Here is a 17,637-nt window from a genome sequence, read left to right on the forward strand (position 1 = left end):
CGCCTGCCGCGTTCATGGCCCGGCCGGTCGTACGCTATACCCAATGATGGATTCCCAAGCGCGCGGCGATGGTGTTGATGGACGCGGGCAAAAGGAGTTTTCGGCTTTTGTATTCGCGTATCAAGGCGTCGTGCGTAAGGATTACCGGAATCGTCGGTCTGTTGGCGCTCGGCGCCTGCGCCTCGGCGATCGTTCCGTCACCGCGCACCCAGACGCCGCGCGCCGAAGCGCCGCGCGCACAGGCACCGCGTTCGCAGCCCCGCCCACAACCGCGCACCCAGCCCCGCGCGCCCGCCCCGGTACCGCGTTCGCCCACCCCCCTGCCGCCTGCCGCCGCGCCGATCCAGCGCCCCTCCGCCCCGCCCGCCGAACGCCCCGTCCAGGCATCGCGCGCGCTCGAAGCCGCGATCCGGTCGCTCGGGTCGAGCTTTTCGGGCAGCGTCGGCATCGCGGTGCGCGACGTGCATCAGGACTGGCTGATCGAATATAATGGCCGGCGGCCGATGCCGCAGCAGAGCGTCAGCAAGCTCTGGGTGGCGACGACGCTGCTCGACGGCGTCGACAAGGGCCGGATCTCGCTTTCGGACAGCGTCACCATCCGGATGGAGGACCTGACGCTATTCCACCAGCCGATCCGCGCGCTGGTCGGCAAGGACGGCTATTCCACGACCATTTCCAGCCTGCTCGATCGCGCGATGACGCAAAGCGACAATACCGCGAACGACGCACTGCTCCGCCGCGCCGGCGGGCCGGACGCGGTGCGCGCCTTCCTCGCGCGCAACGGGCTTTCCGATATCCGTTTCGGCCCCGGCGAGCGGCTGCTTCAGGCCGGCACCGCCGGGCTCACCTGGCAGCAAAGCTATTCGCGCGGTATCGCTTTCCAGGAAGCGCGCAACAAGCTGAGCCGGCAGACGCGCGAAGCCGCGCTCGATCGCTATCTCGCCAATCCGCCCGATGGCGCGACCGCCGTTGGGCTGGTCAACGGCCTCGCCCGGCTGAAGCGCGGCGAGATGCTGTCGAGCCGGTCGACCGACTATCTGATCCAGGTGATGACCGAGTCCAGGACCGGACCCAGGCGGCTGAAAGGCGGCCTCGCGCCGGGCTGGCGCTTCGCGCACAAGACCGGCACCGGCCAGGAACTGGGCGCCCGCGCCACCGGCTATAACGATATCGCGCTGCTCACCGCGCCCGATGGCCGCACCTATGCGGTCGCGGTGATGATCGGGGAGACGACCCGACCGATCCCCGAGCGGATGAGCCTGATGCAGGCGGTAACGCGGGCGATCATCGCCAATCATTGACGTTTCGGATCACGTCACCCCAGCGCAGGCTGGGGTCTGCCAACCAGATCGCGCCTTTGCCTGATACAGACCCCAGCCTGCGCTGGGGTGACGCATGGGTTATGTAAAAGCTAGGCTTGGGCCTCCGCCTTGCCCCCACGCCGCACCGCCGCAGTCGTTGCGGCCACATCCATGGTGACGTTGCCGACGGTGCGGACCAGATCGGGGATCATCTCCACCGCCACCAGCAGCGCCAGCGGTTCCAGCGGCACGCCCATCGCGGCGGCGATGGGGGCGATCGAGGTGAAGAAGCTGATCTGCCCGGGCAGGCTGACCGATCCCATCGTCGTGACGGCCGCGACCACCAGGCCGGTGGCCAGCACGCTCGGCGTCAGCGGAATGCCGAACCAGTGCGCGATATAGATGGCGACGGCCAGGTTCATCGCCGGGCCGGTCGCGCGGAAGATCGCGACCGCGATCGGCAGCGGCACACCCGCGGTCTCGGCCGGGATGCCCAGCTTCTCGCAGCTCTTGAGCATCGCGGGCAATGACGCGAGCGAACTCTGCGTCGAGATCGCGACCGCCTGCGCGGGCGCCACCGCCCGGATGAAATCGCCCAGCTTCACCTTGCCGCCGAAGATTGCGAGCGGATAGGCCATGCCCCAGACGACGATGCCCGCAAGGCTGACGACGATGACGTAATGCGCCAGCGCGCCGATCGCCGAAGTGCCGGCATTGACGCCGACGACAAAGGCCAGCGCGATCACGCCGATCGGCGCGATCAGCAGCACCCAGCCGACGATGACCAGCATCGCCTGCTCGATCGCAGAGAAGAAGCCGACCAGCCGCTCGCGCGCATCCGCGCCCAGCCGCGTGACCGCGATCGCGAAGACGGTGACGAACAGGATCAACGGCAGCATCGAATCGCTCGATGCGGCGGCGGCGATCGGATTGGTCGGCACGATCGTGCGCAGGAAATCGAGCACGCTCGGCGCCTGGCCGACGGCCTCGGTGCGCGAGCCCAGCGCCGCGCTCAGCGCCTTCGCGGATTCGCCGGGGATCGGCCAGAGCTGAAGCACCGCCGGCACCAGCAGCGCCGCGACCGTCGCGGAGATCCAGAGGACGATCGCGAAGAGGATGACCGATCGGAACGCCAGCCGCCCGCCCCGCGCGCTGTCCGCCGTCCGGGCGATGCCGGTGATCATCAGCGCGACCACCAGCGGCACGATCGTCATGCGCAGGCCGTCGAGCCACAATGTCCCGATCGGTTCCGCGACCTTGGCCAGTTCCCCCCATCCCGCCTGCCCTGCGATGATGCCGAGCGTGAGGCCGGCGACAAGGGCGATCAGGATGCGCGTGGTATTCGACATGACTTCGGTTTAGCGCGAAGCCGCATCGCGGCAAGCGGGAACGAATCCCCGCGCGGCATCATCCGTCCGCATGGCGTTCAGGCCGTCAGCCGGTGCACTTGCCATAGCCCGGCCCACGCACCGCGCGGCCGGGGGTGGCGCCGGTATGTTCGCCGTCCTTCAGCACCTGCACGCCGTTCACGAAGACATGGCGCATGCCGGTGGCATAGACCTGGGGTTTCTCGAAGGTCGCATGATCGGTGATCGTCGCCGGATCGAAGATCGCGATATCGGCGAACATGCCGGGCTTCAGCGAGCCGCGATCCTTGATGCCCAGGTTCGACGCCGGAAAAGCGCTCATCCGCCGGATCGCGTCGGGCAAGGTGATCACCTTCTCGTCGCGGACATATTTGCCGAGCAGCCGCGCGAAATTGCCATAGGCGCGCGGATGCGTGCTCGATTTCAGGAACACGCCCTCGGGCGCCTGCGACGAGGCGTCCGATCCGAAGCTCATGAAGGGCAGCGCCACCTGCTTGCGGACATTGTCCTCGGTCATCATGAAATAGGTGGTGTCGACGCGGCTGCCGTCCTCGATCACCAGGTCCATCGCCACTTCCTCGGCCGGCTTGCCGCGTTCGGCCGCCACCTCCGCCAGCGACTTGCCGATATATTTGCGCAGCTCCGGGTTCTTGAAGCCCGTGAACTTCATGTTCGCCGGGCCGACGCCGTAGAAATAATTCTCCCAGGTCGTCGCGGGCTTCTTCATCTCCTCGGCCATGCGCGCGCGTGTCGCCGGATCCTTCATCCGCCCGATCCACGCTTCCAGCCCGCCATCCTGCGCCCAGGTCGGCATCGCCGCGTCGAGCCCGGTGGCGCCTGCCGGATAGGTGTACATGTCCGTCGTGATGCGCAGCCCCTCCGCGCGCGCGGCCTCGATCTTCGCGATCGCCTGGTCATATTTCGCCCAGTTGGTGCGCCCCGCCATCTTGAGGTGATAGACCTCGGCGGGGGTGTTCGACTTGCGCGAGATCTCGATCAGCTCGTCGATCGATTCGAGCAGCCGGTCCCCTTCGGACCGCATATGGCTGATATACATGCCGCCGCACTTGCCCGCCTCGGCGGTGATCGCGATCAGCTCGGGCGTCTCGGCATAGGTGCCGGGCGCGTAGATCAGCGAGCTGCCGACGCCCATCGCGCCTTCGTTCATCGCCTGGCGGACGAGCGCACGCATCCGGTCGAGCTGTTCGGGGGTGGGATCGACATCCTTCTCGCCCAGTTCGTGGACGCGCACCGTCTCCGCGCCGACGAAGCTGCCGAAATTGGTCGAGACGCCCTTTTTCTCGAGAAAGTCGAAATAGCCGCCCAGGGTGGTCCAGCTCACCGGGAATCTCACATCGCCCTGGCGGCGTTCGGCATCGGCCTTCATCTCCGGGCTCACCGGCCCCATCGACGTGCCCTCGCCCATCACTTCCAGCGTCACGCCCTGGCGAATGTCGCTCTGCGACTTGCCGTCGACGATCAGCGAGACATTCGCCCAGCTCAGCATGTTGATGAAGCCCGGCGACACCGCGAGGCCACGCGCGTCGACCTCCGCCTTGCCCTTGCCCTCGACACGCGGCGCGACCGCGACGATCCTGTCGCCCTTCACCGCGACATCGCCGCGATAGCCCTCTCCGCCCGACCCGTCATAGATGGTGCCGCCGCGGATCACGACGTCATAGGCCGGCGGCGCGGCGAGCGCGGCGGTGGTGGAACACAGGGCGAGGAGGAGGAGCGTGGCGCGTTTCATGCCCGCAGCCTAGCCGGGTTTTCAGGATTGGCAATTATCGAGCGCCAAGCGGCCGATAATTTTCCATTCGGGCAATCGGCCGGATCGGCGGAAGCGTCGATCTCCGTCTTGTCGCCGGCCGATCCGCGCCCCATCTACCGCGTCGCGCGCCGGCTTGCGCGACCGGAACAAATCTGGAACAATTCACCCCATGCTGACTCATATTTCGGTGCGCGGCGCGCGCGAGCACAATCTGAAGGGCGTGGATGTAGAGATCCCGCGCGACACGCTGACGGTGATCACCGGCCTGTCGGGATCGGGCAAGTCGAGCCTTGCCTTCGACACCATCTATGCCGAGGGGCAGCGCCGCTACGTCGAATCGCTCTCCGCCTATGCGCGCCAGTTCCTGGAACTGATGCAGAAGCCCGATGTCGATCATATCGAGGGGCTGAGCCCGGCGATCTCGATCGAGCAGAAGACGACCAGCCGCAATCCGCGCTCGACCGTCGCGACCGTCACCGAGATATACGATTATATGCGCCTGCTCTGGGCGCGCGTCGGCATTCCCTACAGCCCGGCGACAGGGCTGCCGATCGCGGCGCAGACCGTCAGCCAGATGGTCGATCGGGTGATGCAATTGCCGGATGGCACGCGCTTCTACCTGCTCGCGCCCGTCGTGCGCGGCCGCAAGGGCGAATATCGCAAGGAACTGGCCGAATGGCAGAAAGCGGGCTTCACCCGCGTGCGTATCGACGGCGAGTTCCACGACATCGAAAGCGCGCCCGCGCTCGACAAGAAATACAAGCATGACATCGAGGTGGTGGTCGATCGCATCGCGGTGCGCGAGGGGATCGAGACGCGGCTGGCCGACAGTTTCGAAACCGCGCTGAAGCTGGCCGAAGGGCTCGCCTATGCCGACATGGCCGACGGCCCCGTGCCCGGCCGCGAAGCGGCGGGTGCCGATGGCGGCGCGATGAAGGGTGCGGGCGTGCCCGAGAACCGCATCGTCTTTTCCGAGAAATTCGCCTGTCCCGTCTCCGGCTTCACCATCGCCGAGATCGAACCCCGCCTGTTCAGCTTCAACGCGCCGCAGGGCGCCTGCCCGGCCTGTGACGGGCTGGGCGAAAAACTGCTGTTCGACGAGGACCTCGTCGTCCCCAATCACGCGCTGAGCCTGAAAAAGGGCGCGATCGTGCCCTGGGCGAAATCCAACCCGCCCTCGCCCTATTATATGCAGGTGCTCGACAGCCTGGCGCGCGAATTCGGCTTTTCGCTGGAAACGCCTTGGCAGGACCTGCCGGGCGAGGTTCGCCTGATCATCCTGCACGGCACCGGCGGCAAGCCGGTCACGCTGCGCTTCCAGGACGGGCGCAAATCCTATGAGGTGAAAAAGCCGTTCGAGGGCGTGATCGGCAATCTCAACCGCCGCATGCTCCAGACCGAAAGCGCCTGGATGCGCGAGGAGCTGGGCAAATATCAGTCGGCCGCGCCCTGCGAGGTCTGCGACGGCGCACGGCTCAAGCCCGAGGCGCTGGCGGTGAAGGTCGCGATGACCGATATCAGCACGGTCACCCACATGTCGGTGGTCGATGCGCTGCCCTGGTTCACCGACCTGCCCAATCACCTGAGCGACCAGCAGCGCGCGATCGCCGAGCGCATCCTGAAGGAGATCGTCGAGCGCATCGGCTTCCTCAACAATGTCGGGCTCGACTATCTCAATCTCGATCGCACCAGCGGCACGCTCTCGGGCGGGGAATCGCAGCGCATCCGACTGGCGAGCCAGATCGGCAGCGGGCTTTCGGGCGTGCTCTACGTGCTCGACGAGCCGTCGATCGGCCTGCACCAACGCGACAACGACATGCTGCTGGCGACGCTGCGCCGCTTGCGCGACCTGGGCAATACCGTGCTCGTCGTCGAACATGACGAGGATGCGATCCGCACCGCCGACCATGTCATCGACATGGGGCCGGGCGCGGGCGTCCATGGCGGCGAGATCGTCGCGCAGGGCAAATTGGAGGATATCCTCGCCAACGAAAACAGCCTGACCGGCGATTATCTCGCCGGCCGCCGCGAAGTGCCGGTGCCGGCCAAGCGGCGCAAGGGCACAGGCAAGAAGCTGACGGTGCACAATGCCACCGCCAACAACCTGCGCGGCGTGACCGCGTCGATCCCGCTCGGCACCTTCACCTGCATCACCGGCGTTTCGGGATCGGGCAAGTCGAGCTTCACCGTCGACACGCTCTACGCCGCGTCGGCGCGCGCGCTCAACGGCGCGCGGGTGATCGCGGGCAAGCATGAGAAGATCACCGGGCTCGAGCATCTCGACAAGGTGATCGACATCGATCAGTCGCCGATCGGCCGCACCCCGCGATCGAACCCGGCCACCTATACCGGCGCCTTCACCAATATCCGCGACTGGTTCGCCGGACTGCCCGAGGCGGAAGCGCGGGGCTACAAGCCCGGCCGCTTCAGCTTCAACGTGAAGGGCGGCCGGTGCGAGGCCTGCACCGGCGATGGGCTGATCAAGATCGAGATGCACTTCCTGCCCGACGTCTATGTCACCTGCGACGTCTGCCACGGCGCGCGCTACAATCGCGAGACGCTGGAAGTGAAGTTCAAGGGCAAGTCGATCGCCGACGTGCTCGACATGACGGTCGAGGACGCGGTGGAGTTCTTCAAGGCGGTGCCGCCGATCCGCGACAAGATGGCGATGCTCGCCGAAGTCGGCCTGGGTTACGTCAAGGTCGGCCAGCAGGCGACGACGCTGTCGGGCGGCGAGGCGCAGCGCGTGAAGCTCGCCAAGGAACTGAGCCGCAGGGCCACGGGCAACACGCTCTACATCCTCGACGAGCCGACCACCGGCCTGCATTTCGAGGATGTCCGCAAGCTGCTGGAAGTGCTCCACGCGCTGGTCGAGCAGGGCAACAGCGTCGTGGTGATCGAGCATAATCTGGACGTCATCAAGACCGCCGACTGGATCATCGACCTCGGCCCCGAAGGCGGCGTGAAGGGCGGCGAGATCGTCGCCGAAGGCACGCCCGAAAAGGTCGCGGAAAATCCGCGCAGCTTCACCGGCAGCTATCTGAAGCCGCTGCTGATGCGGGGGAAAAAGGCGCCGGCGAAGGAACTGGCGCTGGAGGGCGAAGCGGCGGAGTGAAACACGAATAGTGCGAAACGTCAGAGATCAGTACTCGTAGAGATCGAGATATAGATTACCCAGCCTAGGATTGCGTTGACGCCAACAACGCATACGGCACCCAGTGCCGCCAACCCGCGCCTCCCAGCCACAAGGTCATCAAAGGCCCTCCAAGACCCATAGGCAAGATTAAGAAGCCAAATAAGAGATGCCAAAATAAGCCACATTACTTCGGTTGCTCCGCTATCCCATACATCAACACGTTATCAGCTATCGACACCATCAAACTCGAAGCTTGTCGGGTAGCTCCCCCAATCGCCGGTGCTGACACCATTGGCTTCGCTGCCCGCATAGCCTGACCGCCCGGGTGCCGCGCGTGCCGTGACGGTGCCACCGCGCGGGCCGATCAGGCCGGCATGGAGCGCGGCGCGGCAGATTGCGGAGTCGGTGGTATAGGGGCCACTGCCCCAGACCGAGCCCGAAGCAGCAGCCTCAGCTGGACAGCGGCAGGTGAGCGTCGTGCCCGCCGTCGCCAGTACGCCGGCGCTGGCCGGACAGATCGCCACCGTCGTTTCGGGATAGCCGGGCGAAACCGAATTGGATGCGGTGGCGCGCGCGACGACAAAGCTGCGCGACCATGATCCCCAGTCGCTCGATGCCACGCCGCGCCGCGTCGATGCCTTATAGGCGCTGCGGCCCGGGCGGGCATCGACGCGGATCGTGCCGCCATCTTCGCGCACCGCACCGGCATGGAGCGCCGCGCGGCAGAGCTCCGAATCGTCGGTATAGATATCCGATCCCCAGACCGATCCGGTTGCAACCGCATCGCCCGAACAATGGCAGACCAGGGCCTCGCGGCCGGGTTCGAGCTTGGCGGGGCATTCGCCGGGCGGCATCGGCTGTGCCACGGCACGCTCCGGAAATGTCGTGGAAGCGGTCGCGCCGAAGATGAGTGCCGCCGCGGCAAGGGCAAAACGCTTCATGCCATGTCTCCCCCAGGATCCGTCCCAGGCTAACATTCCACACCCGGAACGACAAATCGGTGGATGCCTGCCGTTCAGCGGCTGTGCTGCATCCGGCGCCATTCGTCATGACCATGCGAGGACGGATGGCCGCCACTCACGTCCACCATCGGTTTCGCCGCATCGCGCATCGCCTGTTCGCGTTCGCGCCGCTGAATATCGACCCCGCGCGACGGATCGTGCGGCGTCACGCCGCGCTGCTCCGCCTCGGCGCGCTCCATCATGCCCTTGATGCGCGGCAGATCGAGATTGACGAAGCGCTTGATATCGCCGCGTTCCATGCCCCGCACCAGTTCGTCCATCATCACGCCCGATCCGAGCTTGAGCATCGCGAAATTGGGTTTCATCCCCACCGGCCCGCCATCGAGATCGATGGTGGCGCCGAGCCTGGTCTTGCCGTCCCCCGTCGGCTCCACGGTGAAATCGATATCGGCGATCTCCTCGTCGTCCGCCAGGATTTCGACCGACACCGCCTTGTTCGCGCTTTTTTCGACCTGGAAGGTGATCGTCTTGCTCCCGGTCGCGTCTGCCGCCCCCGGCGCGCGCCCGGGCACCTGCACGTCCGGCCGGAAATCCTCGATGCGCCGCTTCTCGACCAGATCGGCGCTGCCCGCGAGCAGATCATATACCGCCTGCGGCGACTGGTTCACGATGCGCTCGTGGTGCACGGCATCGTCGCCCGCCGCATAAACCCCTGCGGCCGCAACCCCCACCATGCCGATCACTGCCGTTCTCATATGCCCCACTCCCCCGGTCGGCGGGGCGTTAGATGCGCGCGGTTAACGACCGGTCTCCGTTGCGGTCGATCCCATCCGAAATGGATACATCTCCGCATCGGCCGCGCGGGGCGGAACGCCGCCATGGCCCACTCGTTCTTCCGACATCGAGAACGATCAGGACACGGCAGATGAAAGCGACTTTCCTCGCCGCATCGGCGCTTCTTCTTTGTGCGACCGCAGCCGGCGCACAGACCTCGCCACCGGCGGCCGATCCCGGCCAGCCGGGCACGCCGCTGGAACAGGATCGCGGTTACGACAAACCCAGCGCCCGCACCGATGCGATAAACGCGCCCAATCAGGCAGAGCGCGCCGCCGCCAACGCTGCGGTTGCCGCGCGTCCGCCGAGCCGAACCGACATGAATCCCGAAGCGCAGGCGCAATATGATGCCGATCTGGCGGCTTATCTCACCGCCCTGCGGACCCGGCGTCAGATCGCGGCGGCGGACGAGCGGCTGCATGAGCGGCAGCAGCGCGCTTATGCCGATGCCATGTATGTCTGGCGGCTGCAGGCGGCGGATTGCCGCGCCGGCCGCCGCGAAGCGTGCAAGGCCCCCGCGCCCGACCCGGCCGATTTTTTCGAATGAGGTGGAACAGGTTCCCGAAACAAGGAGGCACGCATGACCATCGACAATAGCGAGATCGAAGACGCCTTTGCCGAGGCGCAGAGGCAAAGGGGACAATCGGGCAGCCCCGGCGATGATGGCCGGATCGGCGCCGGCCCCGAGGACGATTTCGCCGACGATGGCTATGACGACAGTCAGCGTGCCGAGATACTCGAGGCGGAAAGCCTTGGCCCGCGCGGCGCGCGCGGCGTGGTGCAGACCGATATCGTGCCCGATCTGGGCGGCGGCGATGCCGATGACGACGAGATCGAGGACGATGCCGACCGCATCGACCATATCGAAGATACCGACGAACCCTTCACGCGGGGCGGCTGAGGAAAAGATTGGCGCTGCACGGGAACGATAGCGTCGAACAGTGCCCCTCCCGTGAACAGGAGGGGCCAGCCTTCATCAGGTCACGGAACTGCAGAGCCCGGTGAATACCGTTTCAACCGCCCCGAAAAACGCGATTGGGCAGCGTCGCGCGCGGCTGGTGCGGCGGAATATAGGTTGCGAGCAGATCGGCCCGCGCCGCCGGCCGGGGCATATCAGAAACGATCGGGCGATGCGCATTCGCGGTCTGTTTCGGCATCGTCATCGCTCGCTTCTCCGATGGGTTTCGAAGATGCGAACACGTCGCCGGATCGATGGTTCAAATCGCTGCGGCGCAGCAGAAATTATCGCGCCGCCGCATCCGCGGCATCGGCACGGATCAGCCGATACATGGGATAGGTGCCGTAGCGCTTGGCGAGCGCGATCCGCCCGACATAGCGGCAGCGATACGCATCGGGCGCCTCCAGCGCCAGGATCGCGGCGAAAGGTTCGGTGACGAAGACCGCGCCGGGCGGGGTCACCGGTTCGATCCGCGCGGCGCGCGATACTTCGGTGCCGTAAAAATTGGTACGCCCGGTGATGCGATCGAGCGTCCGGTAAGCGGGGCCGTAATGCGCGCCGATCCGCATGCCGCCGCTGTGCGACAGGCCGAGCGCGCCATAATCAAAATCGGCCAGCCGGTGCTGGAGCGCCAGCGCGATCTCGGCTGCGGCGGTCGCGCTCGATGCGACCGCGTAAAGCGCATCGCCCCAGCTGTTGCGGCACAGCACCTCATCGCCACGCTCGTCGAGCACATCGGCGACATGGCGCATCACGCCGTTCCAGAAACTCGGCAGCACGGTTTCGGCAAGGCCCGAGAAACCCGGGAAATCGGTGAACAGGATCGCGGCCAGCGCGCGATCGCTCTGCGCCTCCGCTTCGGCCGGGGGGCGCACGAGCGCCCGATCGATCGCGCCGGGATCGACGATATCGGTTGCGCCGCCGCGCCCGCGCCAGGTGGCGACATCGGCGCCGGTGCCCGCCGATCCCGATACTGCGCCCCCGTCCCAGATCGCGAACTGACGCGGCGCAATACCCAGATGCTGGGCGCGCAGCACCGCCAGGCCCATCGCGACACGGCTGCCATAGGCGAACTGATCGGGGTCGCCGACATAGGCCATCTCGCTGGCGAAGGTGCGGCTGGTCGCCGCCGCCAGGCAGCGCTCGAAGCGCGGCACCCAGGCGTCCCCGGCCGGCCGCACCGACTGCGAAACGAAATCCTCACGCGCGAAGGGCAGAACCACATGGAGTTCGCCGCCGCGCGCCAGCATCGCCTCTGCGATCAATATGTCGGCGCCCGCCGCCAGCGCGCCATAGGCGAAGCCGACATCGTCCGCCGCCAGACGGGACGCGATCCCGGCCGCGAGCGCGGATTCGGCATCGGCGTCGGATGCGAACATATGCCCGCAATAATGGATCACGCGCGGCGGCCGGATAGGCGCGAGCAGCCGATCGGTCGCGCCCTCCGCCAAGCCCATATGCGCGGCCAGCGCGGCGAATTGCCGGCAGGTGGTCGATCGCGCGCCATGATCGGCGCCGTCGAGCGTCACCGCGCGCCGCAGCATCGCCTCGCTCTCGGTGGCGTGGCCCAGGATCAGCAGAGCCTCGGCGCCGGTCGCCGCCATGTAATAGTCGCGCGGATCGTCGATCGCGGGATGGCGCAGGATCGCCTCCGCTATTTGTCGCGCATTGTCGTTCCGCCCGCACAATGCCGAGAGGCTGGCGGCGTTGATGCCGGGATAGGGATCGCCGCTATCGTCGAACAGCGCGCCATAGGCATCCGACGCGGCCACAAGGGCGCTCAATCGGCGATCGCCCGGCGGCATTACGAGCGCGCGATCCTTGAGCAGCCGCGCACCGATCGCGCGATGATGCGGATCATCGGACCGATCGAGGCCATAATCGCCGAACAATTCCGCCGCGCGATCGACATCGCCCATCCGCGCCAGCGCCAGTACCAGTTGATGCCGGATCGCGGCGGATTCGTCGCCCTCGCCGATCGCCGACACCGCCTCGTCATAGGCAGCGATCAGGTCGCCGCGCGCGATCGCCCGGCGCGCGCGATCGAGCGCTTCGGTCATCGGTTCAGTCCGCCGCCTCGCCGGCGGTTTCCGCGTCCTGGGCCGCTTCGCGCGCCATCGCGGCGCGACGGCGCAGCAGTTTCGCGGTGACGATGATCGCCGGCACGAACAATGCGACGATGCCGAAGACCAGCGAGAAAATGTCGCCCGGCCCCGCATAGCTGTCGAGCAGCTTCTTCAGCGGTGGCCAGCAGAACCAGATCGCGACGATCCAGAGCAGCGCCCCCACATAAAGCGCCAGCCGATTCTCCAGCACGATGCCCAGCCCGGCAAGGCCGCTGTCCGAGCGGCCGGCTTTCGTGCCCGATGCCGCGCGGAAGCGGGCAAGCTCCATCTCCGCCTGTTGCTGGCCCGTGCGCGCCTCCTCCAGTTCGCGGCGCATCCGCACCATTTCGCGCGCGCCGGTGGCGACTTCGCCGGATTGCGCCCTGGCCGCGTCCACCTGTTCGGCAAGCTCCGCCTCCAGCGCCGCGCGCTTGGCGCGCTCGCCGGCAAGCTGCTGGCGCAGATCGGGCATGGCGCGCTCGACGATGGTGTCGATCACGTCGGATGCCAGCGGATCGGACGCGTGCCGCGCCAGCCAGCGTTTCCAGTCGTCGATGCTGCCCGTCCGGCTCAGCCGCGCATAATCGGCAAGCCCCGGACGGCCGAGCAATTCGCCGATGCGCGCGACGATGCCGATCCACACCGGATTGTCGCTGCCCTCCGCCCCCGCCGGCAGTATCTCCGCCTGGACCGATCGGAATTCGAGCGGCAACTGGCAGGGTTCGAGCTGGACCGCGATCAGCCCGCTGCGTTCCTTGCCGGTGCGCGCCTCGTTGCGGACCCAGTCCGATTCGGCGGAGGTCTGCGACCAGAGCACGAGCAGCGCCTTGGCCGCCTCTATCTCGCGTTCGATCTCGCGATCGAACGACGCGCCGGCCCCGATCCCGGCATCGAACCACACACCGACCTTGAGTGCCGCGAGCGCGTCGCGGATCGCGATGCAGCGATCGCGGTCGTTCCGGGAATAGCTGATGAAGATATCGGCCATGGCTGTTTCCTGCCCGTCCGGTTGGCGATGACAGGACTATAGACCAGGCCGGTGGAGCGGCAAGTGATCGCCGGCACAGCGGCGGCGATCATATGCCGCTACCGCTTCATCACCCGCCCGTCCTTCATCACGAAACCGACTTTCTCGAGAACGGTGATGTCAGCCAGCGGATCGCCATCGACCGCGACGATATCGGCGAACTTGCCGGGCGCGATCGATCCGACCTTGTCGCTCATGTCGAGCGCCTTCGCCGCATTGACCGTCGCCGCGCGGATCGCCTCGACAGGCGGCAGGCCGGCGCCCACCAGTTCGCGGAACTCGCCCGATTGCGATGCCGCGAGCGCGGGCATGAAATCGCTGCCGTAGAGAATGGGCACGCCCAGCCGATAGGCCTTGAGCGCGCTGGCACGCGCCTCCCCATACAGGTCGCGCGTGATCCCGCTCTTGCGGAGGAGCGGCATGAGCCGCTGCACCACGATCAGCGTCGGCGTATAGGCCGCACCCGTCTTCTTCATCATCGCGACCACACTGTCTTCGATCGGCCCATGCTCGATCGTGTCGGCCCCGGCTTCCAGCGCCTGCAATGTCGGTGCGGTCGCCGCCGAATGCACCGCGACCTTGCGGCCGAGCCGATGCGCGGTCTCGATGATCGCGCGCACCTCCTCGGGATATTCGACCGCCCTGATCCGCGGATCGGACATGGCGAGATCGGCGGTGCGCAGCTTGATGACGTCGGCGCCGCGCTTGATCTCCTCGCGCACCGCACGGCGGCAATCCTCGACGCCCGCGCACGATCCCCGGTTCTTCACGATCGGTTCCAGCGGCTCGCGCAGCTTGAACGACGCGGTATCGAGATCGCCGCCCGCGACCATGAATTGCGGCTCGCTCACGATCATGCGCGGCCCGTCAACCTCGCCCCTGGCGATCGCATCGCGCAGATCGTAGGAAATGCTGGCGGGATCGAACAACCCACGGATCGTGGTGAAGCCGTTCGACAACACGGCGCGCAACACCGGCAGCGTATCGAGCGTGATGCGCGACTGGCGGATCAGATGCCGCCGCGCCACCCAGAAGGCGGGATCCCCGTCCCCCAGTTCGCTTTCGGAGGGGCCCGTGACGTGCGCGTGCATGTCGATGAAGCCGGGCAGCACATAGCGATTCGACAGATCGATCACGACCGGGCCATCGACGAACCCGTCGACGATATCCTTGATGACCCCGCCCTCGACGATGATCGACTGGCGCTGCCGGGGCGGCTTGCCCGGCTCGGCGATCAACGTGCCGGCATGGATGATGGTCCGCTGCGGCGGCGCAGCCGCGACCGGCGCGGGATTGGGGCTTTGCGCGGTCACGGGCATTGCCGCCATCGCGGAAAACAGGGCCAGGGGAGCAACGAGCAGGCCGTGTTTCAGCCGCATATCATCCGTCCTTCTCGATTGGGGGAAGTTCAGTCGGCGCCGAAGCGGAAGCCGAGTTCGTAAGCCGATTTCATGGCATCCTCCCCTTTTGCCCGCCCGGCGGTCACGCGCCGCCCTTAAAATGAATGATCGATCGTTTTTTATTTGCAAGGAGAACCCCGAGTCAACGGATAAAAGAATGGTCGATCTTTTTCTTGAGTTTCGGGGCGGCGCGCGCCACTTTGGCGCCATGCCCAAAAGAGACGCCGCCCATATGGAAGCGCAGCGGCTGCGCATCATGCAGGCCGCACTCCGCTGCATCGCCGAAAAGGGAGTCGAACGTACCTCGATCGGCGATATCCGCACCGCTGCCGGGCTCAGCACCGGGGCCATCTATGTCCATTTCAAGGACAAGGACGAGCTGGTGTCCGCCGTGCTCGCGCATTTCACGCCAAGGCTGGGCGGACCGAGCCCGTCGAGCTGGCTGGAATTCAAGGCCTATCTGTTCGATGAGGTCTCACCGACCGGGCTGGCGAAGACCGACCAGATCCGGGCGCTGCTGAACCTGCAGGCCGATGCCATGACCGCCGGCCCGCTGCAGGCGACAATGACGGAGATGATGGCAAGGAGCGCCGCGAACCTGACGGACAAGCTTCAAGGCCTGGTCGAATCGGGCGAAATCGCGCTGCGCTACCCGATCGAGGACAGCGCGCGCATCATCTCCGGCCTGGTCAACGGCGTGCTGTGGCAGGCGATCACCGCCGGTCGGCCGCTGGAACAGGAAATCGCGATGATCAAGGCCGCGCTCGACGCGTTCGTGCAACGACCGCCAGGCGCCTCTGCGGATTGACGGCGGCTGATTCCAGCAACCTCCATCCGGACCGAAGTGGTGGATTTACGGACCGGTTCGATCGAAACGCACATCCCGCACGCGATCGTTCCAGCCGACGTCCATCGCGGCGATCTTGCCCGCGGCATCACGGATGAAACGGACAATGGCCGTGTTCGGCCCGAAGCGGGTATCGTAGAGAAACGTGTCTCGATAAGCCGGCCGGAGCGGGACCATGATGTCCGGCCGACGCTCGAGCCGCAAAGCGATGCCCCCGTCGCGCCGCTCCACCGAATAGGCGGCTCCGAGTTCAGCGCTGGCATAACGACCCAGATAGGGCTGCGCTTCGACGCTGGCGACGGCGCTCACGCGACCGTAAAAGGCGATATTGCCGTCCGCGTCTTCGACACGCAGGCGATCCGGCCCGTCGAAGATCAGCAGATCATCCCCCATCAAGAAGCGATCAGGGCCGATCGGCCGCAGAACCGCCCGATTTCCGGCCAGCAATGCCGTCCCATCCATAGCGAAGGCCAGCGGCAGCCTGGTGCCCTGATGCGCGAACAATCCCCGATATCGGGAGAGATCGACCGGAACGGGTTTCGCGACCGGCGCCTTGCCGGCGGGCAGAAACCGATCCGCCACCGCATATCCCAGCCCCACGGCCGATCCGCCGACATCGCCGGCATTGCACAATATGGCGATCGACAGCCCCGCGTCGGGAAACCGGCCGAGCCATGCGCGATAGGCGCCGGTCGCGCCGGCATGCGATATTTCCGGCATGCCCCCTCGGTTTTCGATGCGCAGGCCGCGCGCATACCGGATCCGCCGGCCATCGTTGAGCGTGCCGCGCCGTTCGAACTCGGCCGCCACGAAGCTGCCGAGGCCGTGCGCGGTGAGTGCCCGGTTCCAGATCAGCAGGTCTCCCACCGTGGTCAGCAATCCTCCGGCGCCGATCGCATCCTCGAACGGCATGCGCTGAACATAGCCCGTCGGCGATTGCGCATAGGCGATCGCCCGTCCCTTCACGATCTGCCGGAAGTCGCTGCGCCAGCGCGTCGATTTCATGCCCAGCCGATCGAAGATCGCATCGCGACTGAAATCGGCGAATGACCGTCCAGACACCCGCTCGACGATGATCGCGAGCAGGGAATAACCGCTGTTGGTATAGCTGTATTCGGCGCCCGGCCGGTGATTGAGGCGTTTCTGGCGCGCAATCATGTCGAGTATGTCGGATTGGGTCATCGCCCGCGTCGTTCGCGGCCATCCCTCGATCTCGGTCAGGAAACCCCAATCGCGCAGGCCGCTGCTATGCGTCAGCAGATGATCGATCGTGATGACCGCTCCATAATCGGGCATCTCGGGAAGATATTTGCGAATATCATCGTCGAGCCGCAACCGGCCGTCCTGCGCCAGCAGCAGGATCGCCGCCGCCGTGAACTGCTTGGAAACCGACCCCGCCTCGAAGATCGTCGCGGGCGTGTTCGCGGCGTCATGCTCCAGATCCGCCATTCCATAGGCCCTGAATACCGCCCTGCCCCGATCCTCGACACCGACCGCGCAGCCCGGCGCGCTTGCCGACGACCAGCGCGCGAAGATGCCGTCGAAATCCGCCTGACCCGGCGGCGCGGCACGGCCAGCCGATGCCAGAACGGCCAGGGCGACACAGACTGTTCCGGCGTGCATTCGCATAACCAACCCTCCCATCCGGCGACATCCGATCGATAGATCATATAATTCGAATGAATAGGGTGCCTTGATCAAAACGCCCAAAACATCGGCGAATCCGGATATGAAATCCACAATATATACGATCTTGATGCCTCAATAGCCCCATTACAGCTCAAATCAATCCATCTTTTATTCGAATGATATTGACGAGCAGCGACAAGCTGCTACATGTCCGCCCCCAGGGCGACCCGCCCGGACATGGAGGGAACAGGATGGGGCACGCTGCATGCGGGGCGGCACGGACCGCCGCCGGAGCGATCG

The 17,637-nt window shown here is 66.2% G+C and carries 13 protein-coding genes; 5 read left to right on the forward strand and 8 right to left on the reverse strand.

All coding sequences use genetic code 11. From position 1 onward, the window contains the following. Nucleotides 1-107 precede the first annotated feature (107 nt). Nucleotides 108-1,301, forward strand: a complete 1,194-nt coding sequence (locus K7G82_RS18235; RefSeq protein WP_246623657.1) for a serine hydrolase — start codon at nt 108-110, stop codon at nt 1,299-1,301. A 110-nt stretch (nt 1,302-1,411) separates the two neighbouring features. Here K7G82_RS18235 and K7G82_RS18240 read toward each other — a convergent pair whose 3' ends face one another. Both K7G82_RS18240 and K7G82_RS18245 read right to left on the reverse strand, forming a co-directional pair. Further along, the gene (locus tag K7G82_RS18240; protein ID WP_222991329.1) at nt 1,412-2,650 is read right to left on the reverse strand and encodes a dicarboxylate/amino acid:cation symporter; all 1,239 of its coding nucleotides are present in this window, start codon (nt 2,648-2,650) and stop codon (nt 1,412-1,414) included. Between the two features lie 85 nt (nt 2,651-2,735). Further along, entirely contained in the window at nt 2,736-4,418 is a 1,683-nt protein-coding gene (locus K7G82_RS18245; RefSeq protein WP_222991330.1) for an N-acyl-D-amino-acid deacylase family protein, read from the reverse strand. A gap of 190 nt (nt 4,419-4,608) precedes the next feature. On the opposite strand from K7G82_RS18245, the gene uvrA reads away from it, so the two are divergent. After that, complete coding sequence (gene uvrA / locus K7G82_RS18250; protein ID WP_222991331.1) at nt 4,609-7,554, forward strand: excinuclease ABC subunit UvrA; 2,946 nt, start codon at nt 4,609-4,611, stop codon at nt 7,552-7,554. A 245-nt stretch (nt 7,555-7,799) separates the two neighbouring features. Here the strand turns inward: uvrA and K7G82_RS18255 are convergent, their stop codons facing one another. Together K7G82_RS18255 and K7G82_RS18260 are read right to left on the reverse strand one after the other, a co-directional pair. Next, nucleotides 7,800-8,516, reverse strand: coding sequence for an LCCL domain-containing protein (locus K7G82_RS18255; protein ID WP_222991332.1), 717 nt, complete (start codon nt 8,514-8,516; stop codon nt 7,800-7,802). Between the two features lie 74 nt (nt 8,517-8,590). Then, complete coding sequence (locus tag K7G82_RS18260; protein ID WP_222991333.1) at nt 8,591-9,292, reverse strand: SRPBCC family protein; 702 nt, start codon at nt 9,290-9,292, stop codon at nt 8,591-8,593. A 170-nt stretch (nt 9,293-9,462) separates the two neighbouring features. On the opposite strand from K7G82_RS18260, the gene K7G82_RS18265 reads away from it, so the two are divergent. Together K7G82_RS18265 and K7G82_RS18270 are read left to right on the forward strand one after the other, a co-directional pair. Then, nucleotides 9,463-9,918: a hypothetical protein gene (locus tag K7G82_RS18265; RefSeq protein WP_222991334.1), complete on the forward strand. Its 456-nt coding sequence runs from the start codon at nt 9,463-9,465 to the stop codon at nt 9,916-9,918. A 33-nt stretch (nt 9,919-9,951) separates the two neighbouring features. After that, a complete protein-coding gene (locus K7G82_RS18270; protein WP_246623658.1) occupies nt 9,952-10,272 on the forward strand; it encodes a hypothetical protein in 321 nt (106 codons plus the stop codon). Nucleotides 10,273-10,613: 341 nt separating this feature from the next. Here K7G82_RS18270 and K7G82_RS18275 read toward each other — a convergent pair whose 3' ends face one another. The 3 genes from K7G82_RS18275 to K7G82_RS18285 all read right to left on the reverse strand — a co-directional run bounded on the left by K7G82_RS18275 (nt 10,614) and on the right by K7G82_RS18285 (nt 14,840). Continuing rightward, nucleotides 10,614-12,389, reverse strand: coding sequence for a tetratricopeptide repeat-containing protein (locus K7G82_RS18275; protein WP_222991335.1), 1,776 nt, complete (start codon nt 12,387-12,389; stop codon nt 10,614-10,616). 4 nt (nt 12,390-12,393) lie between these two features. After that, nucleotides 12,394-13,422: a toll/interleukin-1 receptor domain-containing protein gene (locus K7G82_RS18280; RefSeq protein WP_222991336.1), complete on the reverse strand. Its 1,029-nt coding sequence runs from the start codon at nt 13,420-13,422 to the stop codon at nt 12,394-12,396. Between the two features lie 98 nt (nt 13,423-13,520). Continuing rightward, on the reverse strand, nt 13,521-14,840 hold the full coding sequence (locus K7G82_RS18285; RefSeq protein ID WP_222991337.1) for an amidohydrolase family protein: 1,320 nt from the start codon (nt 14,838-14,840) through the stop codon (nt 13,521-13,523). Between the two features lie 121 nt (nt 14,841-14,961). Here K7G82_RS18285 and K7G82_RS18290 point away from each other — a divergent pair, with 121 nt between their 5' ends. After that, a complete protein-coding gene (locus K7G82_RS18290) occupies nt 14,962-15,669 on the forward strand; it encodes a TetR/AcrR family transcriptional regulator (RefSeq protein WP_222991338.1) in 708 nt (235 codons plus the stop codon). 45 nt (nt 15,670-15,714) lie between these two features. Here K7G82_RS18290 and K7G82_RS18295 read toward each other — a convergent pair whose 3' ends face one another. Next, nucleotides 15,715-17,331: a serine hydrolase domain-containing protein gene (locus K7G82_RS18295; RefSeq protein ID WP_222991339.1), complete on the reverse strand. Its 1,617-nt coding sequence runs from the start codon at nt 17,329-17,331 to the stop codon at nt 15,715-15,717. Between the last annotated feature and the right edge of the window lie 306 nt (nt 17,332-17,637).

It is taken from the genome of Sphingomonas colocasiae (assembly GCF_019880585.1).
In the GTDB taxonomy this organism is placed as follows: Bacteria; Pseudomonadota; Alphaproteobacteria; order Sphingomonadales; family Sphingomonadaceae; genus Sphingobium_A; species Sphingobium_A colocasiae.

Bases quoted from the DNA above. Each gene is read 5' to 3' on its own strand.
- K7G82_RS18275 (WP_222991335.1), bottom strand. From the start codon at position 12,389: ATGACCGAAGCGCTCGATCGCGCGCGCCGGGCGATCGCGCGCGGCGAC.
- K7G82_RS18240 (WP_222991329.1), bottom strand. From the start codon at position 2,650: ATGTCGAATACCACGCGCATCCTGATCGCCCTTGTCGCCGGCCTCACG.
- K7G82_RS18295 (WP_222991339.1), bottom strand. From the start codon at position 17,331: ATGCACGCCGGAACAGTCTGTGTCGCCCTGGCCGTTCTGGCATCGGCT.
- K7G82_RS18255 (WP_222991332.1), bottom strand. From the start codon at position 8,516: ATGAAGCGTTTTGCCCTTGCCGCGGCGGCACTCATCTTCGGCGCGACC.
- uvrA (WP_222991331.1), top strand. From the start codon at position 4,609: ATGCTGACTCATATTTCGGTGCGCGGCGCGCGCGAGCACAATCTGAAG.
- K7G82_RS18285 (WP_222991337.1), bottom strand. From the start codon at position 14,840: ATGCGGCTGAAACACGGCCTGCTCGTTGCTCCCCTGGCCCTGTTTTCC.
- K7G82_RS18290 (WP_222991338.1), top strand. From the start codon at position 14,962: ATGAATGATCGATCGTTTTTTATTTGCAAGGAGAACCCCGAGTCAACG.
- K7G82_RS18270 (WP_246623658.1), top strand. From the start codon at position 9,952: ATGACCATCGACAATAGCGAGATCGAAGACGCCTTTGCCGAGGCGCAG.
- K7G82_RS18245 (WP_222991330.1), bottom strand. From the start codon at position 4,418: ATGAAACGCGCCACGCTCCTCCTCCTCGCCCTGTGTTCCACCACCGCC.
- K7G82_RS18260 (WP_222991333.1), bottom strand. From the start codon at position 9,292: ATGAGAACGGCAGTGATCGGCATGGTGGGGGTTGCGGCCGCAGGGGTT.
- K7G82_RS18280 (WP_222991336.1), bottom strand. From the start codon at position 13,422: ATGGCCGATATCTTCATCAGCTATTCCCGGAACGACCGCGATCGCTGC.
- K7G82_RS18265 (WP_222991334.1), top strand. From the start codon at position 9,463: ATGAAAGCGACTTTCCTCGCCGCATCGGCGCTTCTTCTTTGTGCGACC.